Source organism: Streptomyces sp. NBC_00207, assembly GCF_045160965.1.
Taxonomy (GTDB): domain Bacteria; phylum Actinomycetota; class Actinomycetes; order Streptomycetales; family Streptomycetaceae; genus Streptomyces.
Map to the genome: position 1 here is coordinate 8,804,072 of NZ_CP130715.1, position 13,700 is coordinate 8,817,771.

General features: G+C 70.7%; 12 protein-coding genes. 8 read left to right on the top strand and 4 right to left on the bottom strand.

What is annotated here, in order from left to right:
* Positions 1-46: 46 nt before the first annotated feature.
* From OG472_RS40675 to OG472_RS40685, 3 genes are all read left to right on the top strand, one after another.
* Positions 47-1,558, top strand: a complete 1,512-nt coding sequence (locus OG472_RS40675; protein ID WP_401613631.1) for an alpha/beta fold hydrolase — start codon at positions 47-49, stop codon at positions 1,556-1,558.
* A gap of 9 nt (positions 1,559-1,567) precedes the next feature.
* Positions 1,568-2,701, top strand: coding sequence for an RES family NAD+ phosphorylase (locus tag OG472_RS40680; protein ID WP_401613629.1), 1,134 nt, complete (start codon positions 1,568-1,570; stop codon positions 2,699-2,701).
* A 107-nt stretch (positions 2,702-2,808) separates the two neighbouring features.
* A complete protein-coding gene (locus OG472_RS40685) occupies positions 2,809-3,018 on the top strand; it encodes an I78 family peptidase inhibitor (RefSeq protein ID WP_401613628.1) in 210 nt (69 codons plus the stop codon).
* A gap of 119 nt (positions 3,019-3,137) precedes the next feature.
* Here the strand turns inward: OG472_RS40685 and OG472_RS40690 are convergent, their stop codons facing one another.
* Positions 3,138-3,428 carry a hypothetical protein gene (locus OG472_RS40690; RefSeq protein ID WP_401613626.1) on the bottom strand — a complete coding sequence of 97 codons (291 nt, stop codon included), beginning with the start codon at positions 3,426-3,428 and terminating at the stop codon, positions 3,138-3,140.
* Positions 3,429-3,921: 493 nt separating this feature from the next.
* On the opposite strand from OG472_RS40690, the gene OG472_RS40695 reads away from it, so the two are divergent.
* Both OG472_RS40695 and OG472_RS40700 read left to right on the top strand, forming a co-directional pair.
* Positions 3,922-6,261, top strand: a complete 2,340-nt coding sequence (locus OG472_RS40695) for an ADP-ribosyltransferase domain-containing protein (RefSeq protein WP_405942931.1) — start codon at positions 3,922-3,924, stop codon at positions 6,259-6,261.
* A gap of 78 nt (positions 6,262-6,339) precedes the next feature.
* Entirely contained in the window at positions 6,340-6,663 is a 324-nt protein-coding gene (locus OG472_RS40700) for a hypothetical protein (protein WP_405834263.1), read from the top strand.
* Between the two features lie 85 nt (positions 6,664-6,748).
* Here the strand turns inward: OG472_RS40700 and OG472_RS40705 are convergent, their stop codons facing one another.
* Positions 6,749-7,351, bottom strand: coding sequence for a DUF2867 domain-containing protein (locus OG472_RS40705; RefSeq protein ID WP_401613620.1), 603 nt, complete (start codon positions 7,349-7,351; stop codon positions 6,749-6,751).
* Between the two features lie 94 nt (positions 7,352-7,445).
* On the opposite strand from OG472_RS40705, the gene OG472_RS40710 reads away from it, so the two are divergent.
* Positions 7,446-8,006 carry a TetR/AcrR family transcriptional regulator gene (locus OG472_RS40710; RefSeq protein ID WP_405834265.1) on the top strand — a complete coding sequence of 187 codons (561 nt, stop codon included), beginning with the start codon at positions 7,446-7,448 and terminating at the stop codon, positions 8,004-8,006.
* A 79-nt stretch (positions 8,007-8,085) separates the two neighbouring features.
* Here OG472_RS40710 and OG472_RS40715 read toward each other — a convergent pair whose 3' ends face one another.
* Positions 8,086-9,534: an amidase gene (locus OG472_RS40715; RefSeq protein WP_405942932.1), complete on the bottom strand. Its 1,449-nt coding sequence runs from the start codon at positions 9,532-9,534 to the stop codon at positions 8,086-8,088.
* A 119-nt stretch (positions 9,535-9,653) separates the two neighbouring features.
* Between OG472_RS40715 and OG472_RS40720 the strand changes: the two genes are divergently transcribed.
* Both OG472_RS40720 and OG472_RS40725 read left to right on the top strand, forming a co-directional pair.
* Positions 9,654-10,271, top strand: coding sequence for a TetR/AcrR family transcriptional regulator (locus tag OG472_RS40720; protein ID WP_405942933.1), 618 nt, complete (start codon positions 9,654-9,656; stop codon positions 10,269-10,271).
* Positions 10,272-10,530: 259 nt separating this feature from the next.
* Complete coding sequence (locus OG472_RS40725; RefSeq protein ID WP_405943248.1) at positions 10,531-12,384, top strand: BCCT family transporter; 1,854 nt, start codon at positions 10,531-10,533, stop codon at positions 12,382-12,384.
* 71 nt (positions 12,385-12,455) lie between these two features.
* On the opposite strand, the gene OG472_RS40730 is transcribed toward OG472_RS40725, so the two are convergent.
* Positions 12,456-13,544, bottom strand: a complete 1,089-nt coding sequence (locus OG472_RS40730; protein WP_405942934.1) for a substrate-binding domain-containing protein — start codon at positions 13,542-13,544, stop codon at positions 12,456-12,458.
* Between the last annotated feature and the right edge of the window lie 156 nt (positions 13,545-13,700).

The window sequence follows — 13,700 nt, forward strand, 5'->3', positions numbered from 1 at the left end:
CGAACTTCCTGCGGCGGGGCCGAAGATCTCCGTACGATGCGTGCGGATGTTGTCGTACCGCGCCTCGGTTTCAGGGGGAGACTTGCGTCAGGCCGCTGTCGTCTTCGTACATGGTCTCTTCTCGTCGCCGACCACATGGACGCCCCTGCAGCGGGAGATGTCCGAGATCCCTGCGGTGTCCGACGAGTACGACTTCCTGTTCTTCGAGTACGCGACGCGACCCGTGACGTGGAACCCGCTGCGGCGGATGCCCGATCTCGACACGATCGCGGAAAGCCTGCGCGGATTCATCGGGGACCTCACAGCCGGGTACGAGAGGGTCGCCCTCGTCACGCACAGTCAGGGCGGCTTAGTCGCCCAGCGGTACTTGTCCCGGATGCTGCTGGCGGGCAGGGGGAGGGAACTCGCCAAGATCCGTCGACTGGTGATGTTCGCCTGCCCGAACAACGGGTCCGACCTGTTCCTGTTGGCTCGCAGGGGACTGATCCCGATGACCAGGAACAGCCAGGAGCGAGAGCTCAAGCCGCTTCAGACCTCGGTGCTCGAAACCCAGCGGCGGGTGATCGACGGAATCGTCCGGGCCCCCGAGCTCGCGCACGACCGCTGTCCGATTCCGATCGTGGCCTACGCGGGCGAGAGCGACAACGTGGTGGTCCCTTCCTCCGCCGCGGGGTTCTTCCCCGAGACGGGAGTACTGCCCGGCGATCACTTCTCGGTCATCAAGCCGAGCGGGCCGGACAGCCGCATCGTCCACGCCGTGCGCAAGGAACTCGCCCGGGCACTGGCGGAGCCCTTCCCCGCCGAACCGCAACCCGAGGCAGACATTCCGCACCGTCGCAGGCCGGCCCACCCTGCCGCCGACGTCCTCACGGAACGGGAGGTGGCCGGCCCGATCGACGTGCCGACCGGCGGACCCGATGGGCACGCGATCCCCTTCTACCTCCACGGCGGGCCGGTGGAGCAGCTCAGGAACGTGGACGTCGTGGTGTCCTCGGAGAACACCTATCTCCAGATGTCACAGTTCTTCAAGCCGTCGACTTCCGGCAGTCTGCGACGGGCTGCCGCGGAAAAGAGCGGCGGGGGCCAGATCCTCGAAGACGTGGCCGGCGATCACCTCGCGACCTGGCTCCGCAGCCACGGCAGCTACGGCCTTCCCGTGCCGGGCGGAACCGTCGCCCCGACTCCCGCAGGCGCACTCTCGAAGCGGAACGTACAGCGCATCTACCACGCGGCCATCGCCGCTCCTGTCGCGGGCACGAACAACTATGCAGTCGACCCCCAGTCCATCCCCAGGGCCGTGCACCACACCTTCGACCTGGCCCGCCAGGAACGCGAGGACGGCCTCACCCTTTCCTCCATCTGCTTCCCGCTCTTCGGGGCGGGGCGCGGCGGAATGAGCGTCCTGGAGAGCTTCGAACTGATCTGGGAGCCGCTGATGAGCGAGCTGGCCGAGGACCCCAGCTGGAGCATCCACTTCACCACCCGCCGAAAGACGATCTTCGACCTTCTCCACGAGCGCCTTCTCGTCAAACAGCGAGCCCACGGCCGGACCACCTAGGGAGGACGGGTGACGTCGTCGGAGGACCTGCCGCCGTCGGATGCGGTCTGCATGAAGCACATCGACGACGAACATCTGCGCCACCACCTCGGCGCCCTGATGACCTCCTCCCGCTGCTCGTTCTGCACCACGCGTTCGCTGCGTGGCGAACCGGTGGCCGTAGACCTCCACCACCTCGTGCACCGGGTCCTGGGCGCCGTCCGCGAGAAGTACGAGCGCGCAGCTGGGCCTGACCGGGGCATCGCCACCGCGCGCGCCGTCGAAGACATCTGCCGGGGAGCCGTCGAACCCCGCGTGACACGCGCCCTGCTCCAGTGGACGGAGCCCGCGGCGTGGCAGCTGCGGGAAACACCACGACACCACCCGCCCGGCGCGGTCCACACTCCGTGGAATCTCTTCCGCCAGCAGGTCGGTCACCACAGACGCTTCACCCTGCTCGCCGGTCCCGGCCGGCACGGTGCGCCCTCGCCCGTAACCATGCTGGACGAGGTGTCCGCGGTCGTCGACCGGTTGGGCCTCGTCCGCACGCTCCCCGCCGGGCAGCAGGTGTGGCGCGGCCGGATGCGCCGGGACCCCGCGCCACCGGGCTATACCGCAGCCGACATCGGCTCGACCCCTGTCACACGGGCCACCGCCAACCGGATGAGCCCCGCGGGCGTCTCGATGTTCTACGGATCCGACAACGTGGCCACCGTCCTCGCGGAGATAACGGCCCACGATCCCCGGCCCTACGCCGCCGTCGCGGCATTCGAACTGATCCGCCCGGTCCCCGTGGTCGACCTGGCGACCGTACCCGCCGGGCCCAGTGTGTTCGACCCCGACCGGAGGTCCCTGATCGGTTCCGTCGCGTTCATTCGGTCCTTCTCGGAAGACCTGAGCCGCCCGGTCGTCCGGGACGGGCACGAGCACGTCGCGTACGTCCCCACCCAGGTCCTGACCGAGTACTTCCGCTGCCTCTCACCACTCAGCGTCGACGGCATCGCGTTTCGCTCCGCCCACAACGGCGGTGTCAACTACGTGCTGTTCACCGGCCCCGAAGGATGCGTCGATCCCGGCGGTGAAACGTCCCGCGCGGTGCTTCGCCTCCGGCCGGGCACCGAACGAGTCATTGCACGCGGGGCACCCTCGCCCGTGCCGTGGTGATCTCGGTGATCTCGGTGTGGGGCGGCGATGCCTTCGCACCTCGGTGGCGTCACCGTCGGATCGGCTCGAAGGGCTTGTGCAGCGCATCGGTGGGGCAGGTGAGAGCCATGACTGCTTCCGCTTCCCCACCCGCCGCCGACGATCCGGCGCACTACGCAGGGCTCGATGCCGACGAGGCCGAGCGCCGGGCGCGCGTGCGCGGCTGGACGGCCGTGCGCAGGGTCCCGCCCGGCACGATCCTGACCATGGAGTACCTCGAGGGCAGGCTGAACTTCGAGGTCGAGGACGGCAGAGTGCGGAGGGCCTGGAGTGGCTGACCTTCCCCCTGCCGGCCAGGCCGGTGCCCGCGGCGGGCACTGTACGCATCGGGCGTCCAGTGTCCGCACATGCGTACAGCGATCTCAATGAATGTAGTACGCCGTACGCACAGGGGTGGTCACGGGAGGCCGGTGCTCAGAGGGAGGACCGCTCCGAGGCGTATGGAGTGGATGACCGCGTCATGCAGGGCGCGGCTCGCCTCCTCGCTGGGGCACGGGACGGGGCTCCCGGCGAGGGGGAGCCAGTCGGCCGCCCCGCTGTACTGCACCGTGACGTGCGCCAGACCGTCGACCTCGGTCCAGGTGGTGTGAACGTCGAGCTCACCGGTGAGGACGTGGCCCTGCTCCCCGGTCTGTACTCCGTCCCGACCGGCGAAGACGCCGCGAGTAGTCCATGATGCCCAGCTCATCCGGCCTCCCTGGTGTACTCGTCGCCCTGCCAGTGTGAACGCGCCGGCCCTCCCGCGCCCCTCAGGGCCGGAGAATCGTCCGGCTGCAGTGGTCTGACCTGGCCGGGCTCACGCGTCCGCGGACTCCCGAATCATCTTCACCGTGATCCTGGGCGTCGGCGAGTCCAGCGACCCGCACCGGATCAAGCACGAGTTCATCAGGCCCGCACCGGCGCCTGCGTGCGCAGAGCATCCCGATCCCCGCCCCGCCCCGTACGGTCGCCCTGCCGAACCCCCGCTCTCGCCACCGGCAGGGGTTACGGGATCGCCGCGCACCAGGAACTCCGAGGCCACCGGCCGGGCCGTGCCCGTACGCGCGAGGGTGGCCGCGGGTCGTCGGCGGGGTGTTTCCCCCGTTGTGAGGGCTGGTCAGCGTCCCCTCGCAGGAGCGCCGTTGTCAGTGGCGGCGGTTACGTTCGAGGTGTTGCAAGGGCCGTTTCCCGACAGGAGGACGATGACCGAGAGCAGTGCTCAGCCCACGCTGAGGGTGGTGCTGACAGACGTGAACGAGCGCGTGGTGGAGGCGTGGCGGGCCGCGTTCGCGGACACCCCCGGCATCGAGATCCGCAGGGGCTCGATCCTGGAAGAGGACGTCGACGCCTGGGTCACCCCGACGAACTCCCGGGGCCGGATGGACGGCGGGGTCGACGCCGCCATCAAGCGTCACCTCGGATCCGGCATCCAGCTGCGCGTGCAGCGCGCGATCCGCGACCGGTTCGCCGGAGCCCTGCCGGTGGGCAGCGCGGTCTGCGTCCCGTCGGGGGCGACCACCCCCCGGTACCTGATATCGACGCCGACCATGGTGCAGTCCTCGCAGAACGTGAGTGCCACACTGAACGTGGCGCTGGCATGCGCCGCCGCGTTCCAGGCCGTTCACCGGCAGAACCGGCAGGTGCCGGGCAGCATCCGCTCCGTGGCGCTGGTCGGGATGGGTGCGCAGACCGGGCGGGTCCCGGCCAGGGTGTGCGCCAACCTCATGTGGACCGGCTACACGCTCTTCCACGACCACTGGTTCGAGGACGACGACGAGTTGCGCGCCACGATCATCACGCAGCTGAACGGCATCGAGAACGCCCCCGCCGAGGAGCGCGTACGCATAGTGCCGCCGAAGGCCGCCGGGCCCGCCCCCGCCGGCCACGTCCATTGCCCGACCATGACGAACGAGAGCACTTCCCCCATGACCGAGGCGATGAACGGCGCTGCGCCGGCCCAGCCCGACGCGAACGACCCCCTGGCACTCACCGAACTCTTCAACGGCGGCGGTGAGCCCTGGCTTCCGCTCCTGAAGCCGGTCATCGAGGCGCAGCCGGACGCCGCCCGGTTCATCGGGAAGGGCCGCAGCCCGGAAGTCGTCCCGGTTCGTGAACTGACCTTCCAGGCCCTCAAGCCCAACCCTCCGCACAAGTGGAAGGTCGTCGCCTTCGGCCAGAACCCCTACCCGCGGCCGGAGAGCGCGACCGGCATAGCCATGTTCGACAACACCTTCAGCGACTGGAAGGACAGCCAGTTCGGCAGGGTCGTCAGCATGCGCTGCCTCATCAAGGCAGCGGCGATGTGGAAGTACGGCATCGCCAAGAAGACGCCCATCGCCGACGTTCGCGCGTTGCTGAAGGAGCGGGACACCGTCCAGCCGCCGGAGTGGTTCCAGGCCATGCTCACGCAGGGCGTGCTGCTGCTCAACGCCTCTCTCACCGCCAGCGGCGACGGAGCGATGGGTGCCGACCAGCACACGGCGTTCTGGCGGCCCGTCGCCGAGCGGATCGTCGAGGAGATCCTCAAGGCCAAGCAGGACGCCGACGAAGCGGACCGCGGGATCGTGTTCGCCTGGTGGGGGGCGCACGCCCGCAGCCTGAAGCGGGTCGTCCTGCGCCTCCAGGAGAAGTACCCGGACGTCGAGGTCCGGCACCTCGACCATGCGAACCCGGCGGCGCAGGGCGACATCTTCTGCGAGGGCGACCACTTCGCCATGGTGAACGAGGCACTCGCGTCGCTGGGCGCCGACGCGATCGACTGGCTGCCGAGCAAGGGGTGGAACGAGGGCGCGGCCGGCGCGGACGGGGGTGTCGCGGCACGCATGGGCGCCTTCATCGAGTCGACCATGAACCTGCACCAGCTGTACCTGGAGCGGCTCACCAGCGTCAAGGACGAGGGCCTGGTCCTCCCCGCGATCACCGGCGTGTTCGACACCCCGCTGATGGACTTCCAGGACGCCGTCGCACCGGTCGCCGCGACGCTGTCCGGGCTCGCCGGACACATCGACCGGTCGCGCGACTTCGGCAAGCGCCGGTCGGACGACACGTCCACCGGCCTGTCCGCCGACGAGATCGCCGCGCTCTACCTCTACACCTGCGAGTCCGCCTTCTACCGCGAGATCAACGCCGTCCTCCGCTCCCCGGACCGCACCAGGGTCACGCCCTACCTGCCGTACCTGCGGCTGCTGTTCTCGGCGGTCTCAGGGCTGCCCGCACACACGAAGCCGCTGTGGCGCGGTGTGTCGCTGGACCTGCGGGCGCAGTACCCGGTGGGCCGGACGGTCACCTGGTGGGGCGTCTCCTCCTGCACCTCGGAGCTGCACGTGGCCCGCTCCTTCCTGGGCAGCCGCGGCAAGCGGACGCTCTTCGAGGTGACGCCCGCCCAGGCGGTCGGGATCAAGAGCTTCTCCGCCTTCACCGGGGAGGAGGAGTACATCCTCACGCCGGGCACGCAGCTCAAGGTGACGGAGGTGAAGAGCGAGCGCAGTGGGCTGTACACGGTCAAGCTGACCGAAGTCGACGCCGCGCCCGTGGTGTCCTGACCCACCGTCGCGTACTCAGGGACAACCGAGTAGCTGCGCCCATGCCGTGGCCGCGGCATGGGCCCTACCGTGAACGCCATGAGCACCGACCAGCTGACCGTCACCGACCCACTCGACCATGCGCCGGGCGGACAACAGACCGGCATGGCAGCCCTCGCACTGGGTGCCGGCGCGTTCCTGGCGCTCGGCACCCTGCCGGCCCTGCCGTACCTCGTCCTCCTCGCCCTGCCCCTCGGTGTCGCCGCCGTCGTGTCCGGCCGCCGCGCGCTGCGCCGCGGCGTGGCCGGACCGTCCGGGCGGATCGCGTCCGTCACGGGGATCGCACTCGGCTCGCTGGGAGTGCTGGGCTGGGCGGCCCTGATGGTCCTCTGGTACCTGGTGGACCAGGCCGTGAGCCGCTGACCGAACGGGGTGCGCCGCACCGGCGGCAGGTGACCGCAGGCCCGCCCGTGAGGACGGTCTGCGGTCTGCGCTCTGCGGCCTCCGGTCAGCCCGCGCTCCGCTGGGCGGCGCTCGCCTCCCACTCGCGGCCGATGGAGCGGAGCAGTGCCGGGTACACCCCGAGGTACCGGAAGGGCTTGATGGCGGCCATGTAGAGGGAGCCGAGCAGCCCGTTCGGCTTCACCAGGACGGCCATCTGGCCGTGGTAGCCGCCGGCCCCGTCCGGCACCCAGCCGATGTGCATCACCGCCTGCACGGTCTTGTTGGCCATCTCGGCGGCCCATTCGTCCTCCCGCTGGTAGAGCGAGGTGAACGGGGACGAGCCGAGGTCGGGGCCCCGGGGGCCGTCGCGAAGGTCCGCCGGCAAGCGGTCACGCAGGCACGGCCGCCGGACACCGGTGCCGGAATCCGGCTCGTCCCAGCCGAGCAGCGCTCCGAGCTTCCAGCGGATGGCGAAGAGCATGCGGGAGACGAAACCGTCTCCGTCCACCCCGCCCTTGATGCCCTCGGCGATCTGGCGCACCAGCAGCGCGAGGTCGTCGGGTCCGCCGGGGGTGGGCAGCGCCCATACGTCCTCGACCGTGAAGTCGTGGGCGATCTCGTGGATCCGCCACGGGCGGTCGGTGTGGTCGGTTCGGGGAAGTCGCATGGCCAAGCCCCTGTCTATACGGTGGCGTATAGATCGAGTGTAGGCACATCTGTACGCCCCCGTATACTCGGCGGGGCGTGAGGAGGCACACAGGATGGGCGCGACCCGCACACCCCGCGGAAAGTGGATCGAGGAAGGCCTGCGGGCCCTCGTGGCCGGCGGTCCCGAAGCCGTGCGGATCGAAGCTCTGGCCCAGGCGCTCGGCGTCAGCAAGGGCGGCTTCTACGGCTACTTCCGCAACCGCGACGCGCTGCTCACCGAGATGCTCGACACCTGGGAGTACGAGGTCGCCGAGAGCGTCATCGAACAGGTGGAAAGCGGCGGGGGAGAGGCCAGGGCCAGGCTGCAGCGGCTGTTCGACATCGTCTCCGACAGCACCGAAGGGCCGGTGCGGGGCATCACCGCCGACATCGCGATCCGCGACTGGGCCCGCCGCGACGCGGCCGTCGCCGAGCGCCTGCGCCGCGTCGACAACCGCCGCATGGACTACCTGCGTTCCCTGTTCTCCTCCTTCTGCCCCGACGAGGTCGAGGTCGAGGTCCGCTGCCTGCTCGCCGTCTCGTTGCGCCTCGGCAACCACTTCAACGCCGCCGACAACGGCAAGCGCAGCCGCGCGGAATTGATGGAGCTGATCGGCCGACGGCTGCTGGAGTAGTCACCGGTGGCGGGGATCCCGGCGGTTCCTGCCCAGGAGCAGGCGGCCACCCGATCCCGACCGCTGCCGCCCGGCTGCGTCACCGACGGTCCGCGCCCGCCCACACGGCAGGCTTGCGCTCCGTCCAGGGCGCGGCCCTCTCCAGTTGCGCGGCGAGCCGGAACAGCACGTCCTCGCGTCCGTAGCCTGCGGCGAACTGGACACCGATCGGCATGCCGGTGACCGGGTCGAAGGCGAGCGGCACCGACATCGCGGGCGTGCCGGCGACGTTGAAGGCGGCGGTGAACGGCGAGCGGTGGAACAGGTGCTCCAGCCAGCCCAGCCCGTCGGCGTTCTCAGCGCCCTGGCCGTAGGTGCTCAGGGCGACCGGCACCTCGGGGAGGGTGGGCGTCAGCAGCAGGTCCTGGGTCCCGAAATGGGCGCCGACCGAGCGGGCGACCCGGTTGCGCACGTCGAGGGCGTGCACGAACTCCGGTCCGCTCACCGTGAGTCCCCATACGTAGCTCGCGAGCATTTCGGGCTCGACGGTGGACTCGTCCACGGGACGGCCGAACGCCGCGGCGAAGCCGTCGATCCACTGCACCAGGTTCGCGGACCACAGGCGGGCGTTGGCGAGGACGAACTCCTCCCAGCCCACGCCGAGATCCACGGTGGTGACGTCGACCCGGTGGCCGAGTGACTCCAGCAGCCGGGCGGCGGCCAGGGTGGCCGCGCGTACGGCCGGTTCCACGTCCCGCCCGCTCCAGGGGGTGGTGACCAGGCCGACGCGCAGGCGGCCGGGTTCCCTGGTGATCTCTTCGCTGTACGGGCGGCGGGGGCGCTCCGCGAAGTAGGGGTCGCCGGTCTCCGGGCCCTGGATCAGGTCGAGCAGGGCTGCGCTGTCCCGCACGGTCCGGCTGAGCCCACCGTGCACCGCGAGGCCGTTGAAGACCTCGTCGGCGTCCGGACCCAGCGAGACCCTGCCGCGGGTGGGCTTGAGCCCGAACAGCCCGGTACTGGCGGCCGGAACCCGGATCGATCCGGCCGCATCGGTGGCGTGCGCGAGGGGGGTGATGCCGGCGGCGACGGCCGCGGCCGACCCGCCACTGGAGCCACCTGCCGTCCGGGTGAGACCCCAGGGATTGCGGGTGGCGCCGTACAGGACCGGCTCCGTGGTGGTGCTGTAGGCGAATTCGGGCGTGGCCGTGCGGCCCAGCGTCACCAGACCGGCCCGCCGGAACCGCCGCATCAGGAAGGAGTCCTCCGCCGCCACGTTGCCGGCGGCGAGGCGGCTGCCCAACTCGACGCGCTTGCCCTGCATGGAAACGGCCAGGTCCTTGATGAGGAACGGCACCCCCGCGAGCGGCGTGCTGCCCGGGACCGGGGAGTCTTCGGCAGGCCAGCTCTCCACGACGGCGTTGATCCGTGGATTCACGGCCACCATCGCGGCCTGAGCGGCGCCGGTGAGCTCTGCCGCGGTCACCTCTCCCCGAGCCACGAGCCCGGCCAGTCCCACGGCGTCGTACTGGGTGTATTCGTGCAGTTCCACGGCGTCCACCTGTGTTTCCGATCGGTCCTGTGTGATACCGATCGGTATCGTTCGGGGGTGGACGGTAACGTAACATGGCCGGAGAGACGCCGGCCGGCGCGACCGAAGCGAGGCACACCATGACGAGCAGCCCCCCGAGGCCCGGTCGGGACTCGAGAGTCGCCCGCCTCCCCCCGCGCGAGCGCATCCTCGACGCGGCCGAGGAACTCTTCCTCCGCGAGGGCGTCAGGGCTGTCGGAGTCCAGGCCATCGCCGAACAGGCGAAGACCACGAAGATGGCTCTCTACCGTCACTTCGCCACCAAGGACGCGCTGATCGAGGAGTGGCTGAGGATCGTCGCGGCGGGGTACGCAACCGCCTTCGACCAGGTGGAAGCCGAGCATGCGGACGACGGACGGGCCCAAGTGCTCGGTGTGGCACGCTTCATCGCGGAAGGGCTGCCGGACATCGCCCAGAGGGGCTGCCCCTTCGTGAACTCCATCGCCGGCCTGCCCGACCCCGGCCGTCCGGCCCGCCGGCTGATCGAGAACCACAAGGCCGAGCAGCGGCGTCGCCTCACGGCCATGTGCGAGCGGGCCGGCGCGCAGGCGCCCGATGACGTCTCCGCAGAGATCACCTTCCTCCTGGAGGGCGCCCAGATCAGCGCGCAGAACGGCAGCGTCGACCGCGCGGGAGACAGGCTGGTGGCCGCAGTCTCGGCCGTTCTGGACAGAGGGACGCCAGCGCGGGAGGAATGAGCCGCACGGGCAGGGGGAGGCGCTCCGGCGCTGACCGGCGTGGTGGTGCCGGCCCGTGCGTCGCGGTCGGGAGCCGCGCCGCTCCTCCTCGTCACCCGTGCGGCCCATCGCCCACGGAGGGGCGCCCGATCGACGCCTGTTGATGCCGGGGCACGCGTGCACGTCGTGGTACCGGATTGGCACGAGCCGAATCGGGCCGTGATCGCGAAAGGTGCCGCCTGTGTCTCAGGAGCAACGCAAACGGAGGCAAAGGCTGCGCCTGCCCGTGAAGGCGGCCCTGCCCGGCCACCACCCGCACGAGGACGAGGCGGCCGTCACCGACCGGGTGGTCTTCGGCGTGACGGCCGTGCTGACCTTGGGCTTCGTGATCTGGGGCGTCACAGCCACCAGTTCACTGGAGAGCGTCTCCGACACCTTGCTGAACGGCCTGATGCACAACGCAGGCTGGGCGTTCGTCCTGGCCGCCTCGGGGTTCGTCGTCTTCGCGCTCTGGCTCGCCATCAGCCGGTACGGGCGGATCGAGCTGGGCCAGGAGCACGAGAAGCCGGAGTTCAGCACCGTCTCCTGGGTCGCCATGATGTTCAGCGCCGGCATGGGCATCGGCCTGATGTTCTACGGCGTCAGCGAACCCCTCGCGCACTACACCACTCCGCCACCGGGCACCGACCCCGCCGACTCGGCGGACGCCATGAAGACGGCGCTCGCCACCACGCTCTTCCACTGGACGCTGCATCCGTGGGCCATCTACGCGGTGGTCGGCCTGGCCATCGCGTACAGCACCTTCCGGCGCCGCAGGCGGCAGACGATCAGCGCCGTCTTCGTCCCGCTCCTCGGGAAGGAGCGTGCCGAGGGCGCTCCCGGCCGGGTGATCGACATCCTGGCGATCTTCGCCACGCTGTTCGGTTCCGCCACGTCCCTGGGACTCGGCGCGCTCCAGATCGGCAGCGGCCTGCACGAGGTGGGCTGGCTGAGCAAGGCCGGCACGGGGCTGCTCGTCGCCATCATCGCCGTGCTGACCGTGTGCTTCGTCTTCTCCGCAGTCTCCGGCGTGGAGAAGGGCATCCAGTGGCTGTCCAACATCAACATGGTGCTGGCCGTCATCCTCGCGGCCTTCGTCTTCATCGTCGGCCCGACCATCCTGGTGCTCGACCTGATCCCCACCTCCCTCGCCGCGTATTTCGAAGAGCTGCCCCAGCTGATCGGCCGCACCGAGGCGTCCACCGGCGGCGGTGACGTCGCCGACTGGCTGAGCAGCTGGACGGTCTTCTACTGGGCCTGGTGGATCTCCTGGACGCCGTTCGTCGGCATGTTCATCGCCCGCATCAGCCGGGGCCGTACGATCCGTCAGTTCGTCGGCGGCGTCATCCTGGTGCCCAGCACCGTGAGCGTGGTCTGGTTCGCCGTCTTCGGCGGCACCGCCATGCGCCTGAAGGAGCAGGGAGAGCTCGGCGGCGCGACCACGCCCGAGGCGCAGCTCTTCGGCGTGCTCCAGGAGTTCCCGATCGCCGGCGTGATGAGCCTGCTCGTGATGATCCTGGTCGGCATCTTCTTCGTCTCCGGCGCCGACGCGGCGTCGATCGTGATGGGCACCCTGTCCCAGAAGGGCACCTTCGAACCCGCCCGGTTCGTCGTCGTCTTCTGGGGCGTGGTGACCGGTGGCGTGGCGGCCGTGATGCTGCTCGTCGGCGAGGGCAAGGGCGACGCCCTGGCGGGCCTGCAGCACTTGACGATCCTCGTCGCGGCCCCGTTCGTCCTCGTGATGATCGGCATGTGCTGGGCCCTCTTGCGGGACCTCCGCCAGGACCCGCTGATCGTCCGGAGCGAACTCGCCGAGGAGGCGGTGGAGGAAGCCGTGATCGCGGGCCACGAGAAGTACGCGGGCGGATTCGAGATCCGCATCGGCCCGGCGCAGGACGAGGCGCCCGGGGAAACGAAGGGCGACCGCGACCGCCAGGACCCGGGAGCCCGCCCCCGCCCTCCTGACGGGCCCACCCGCCATGCGCCGCCCGGCCCGGGCCGGATCGCCACGGCCAGGGCGGCCGTGCAACCGATCCGGCTGCGCGTGCACTTGGCGTGTTCCTCCGGACGTGGCGGGCGATCCGCAAGGCGGTGATCAAGGCTCTGTGTCCGGAGGGAACGGCCCCCCACACCTGACGTGTTCCCTGGATGGCCGCCTGAAACGGGTCACGAGCGGATCGTGAGGCGGGGGAGGAGGTCCAGGTGCCGGCGGGGGGCGGTCTCCGGGGCGGCGGCCGACAGCCGGTCCAGCAGGAGGGCGGCAGCTCGCGCGCCCACCTCGTGCTTGGCCGGTGCCACCGCCGAGAGGGGGACGTCGGCCATGCCGGCCACCTCGTCGTCGTACGTGACCACCGCCAGGTCCTCCGGCACCCGCACTCCGCGCGCCTGGAGCCGCGGAATCAGCATGATCGCGTCGGTGTCGCTGTGGACGAGGGCGGCGGTCACCCCGCCCGCCGTCACCGCCTCGCAGAGGTAGTCCAGCGTCCGGGCGAACACGTCCGCGTCCGAGAGCGGGCCCGGGCCGGCCGGCGGCCACGGCGGGGCCGGTTCCAGTCCGAGCGCTGACACGGCGGCCTCGTATCCGGCCCGCAGCCGTGCCGTGGTCGGGGTCGCACGGCTGGCGAGGGCGATCCGCCGGTGACCCAGCTCCACCAGGTGCTGCACCGCGCGGGCCGCACCGTGCGCGTGGTCGGAGGCCACCCGGTCCAGCGAGGCCGCCGGATGCCCCGGCGGCGCCCAGCGCTCCACCAGTACCGTCGGAACCGGCAGTTCGGCAGTCCAGGCACCCCCGCCGGGCCCCGGCGACCCGGCCTCCCAGTTCGGTGTCAGCAGCAGCCCGTGCGCCCCCGTGGACAGCAGCCGGTCCGCTTGCGTCCGGTCCTCGCCCGGCAGGTACCGGGTCAGTCCGACGGTCAGCCGCGCACCCCGCGCCTCGACCGCTTCGCGGGCGCCGCGGACGACATCGGCGTAGTGGTACTCGGTGGTCGGGACCACCATCCCGACCACCAGGCCTGCGCCCGCGCCCCCGCCCTCGACGGCAGCGGCCGAAGGAGCCGGAGCCCGGCCCGGGTCCACTCGGCTGATCCCCCCGTGCATCCGCCGGATCTCGCCCCGCGCCGCCATGGCCTCGATGTCCCGGCGCAGGGTGACGGGGGAGATGCCCAGCTCCCGGGCCAGGTCCGCCACGCGCACGGTGCCGCGGGCCCGGACGAGCTCGAGCACCTGTGCCTGACGCTGGTTCACGTGTCTTCTCAAGGTGTCCCCCTGCGGTCCGCCGGAGTGGCTGGTGTCAGCGACACCATAGGGAAGCGATTCGATCGCATCCGATCAATCGCTCATTGACGGCTCGGACGGTGCGTTCATACATTCGGCGAGTTCCGTACTTCTCGGCATCTCGACCTCTCTCGGGAG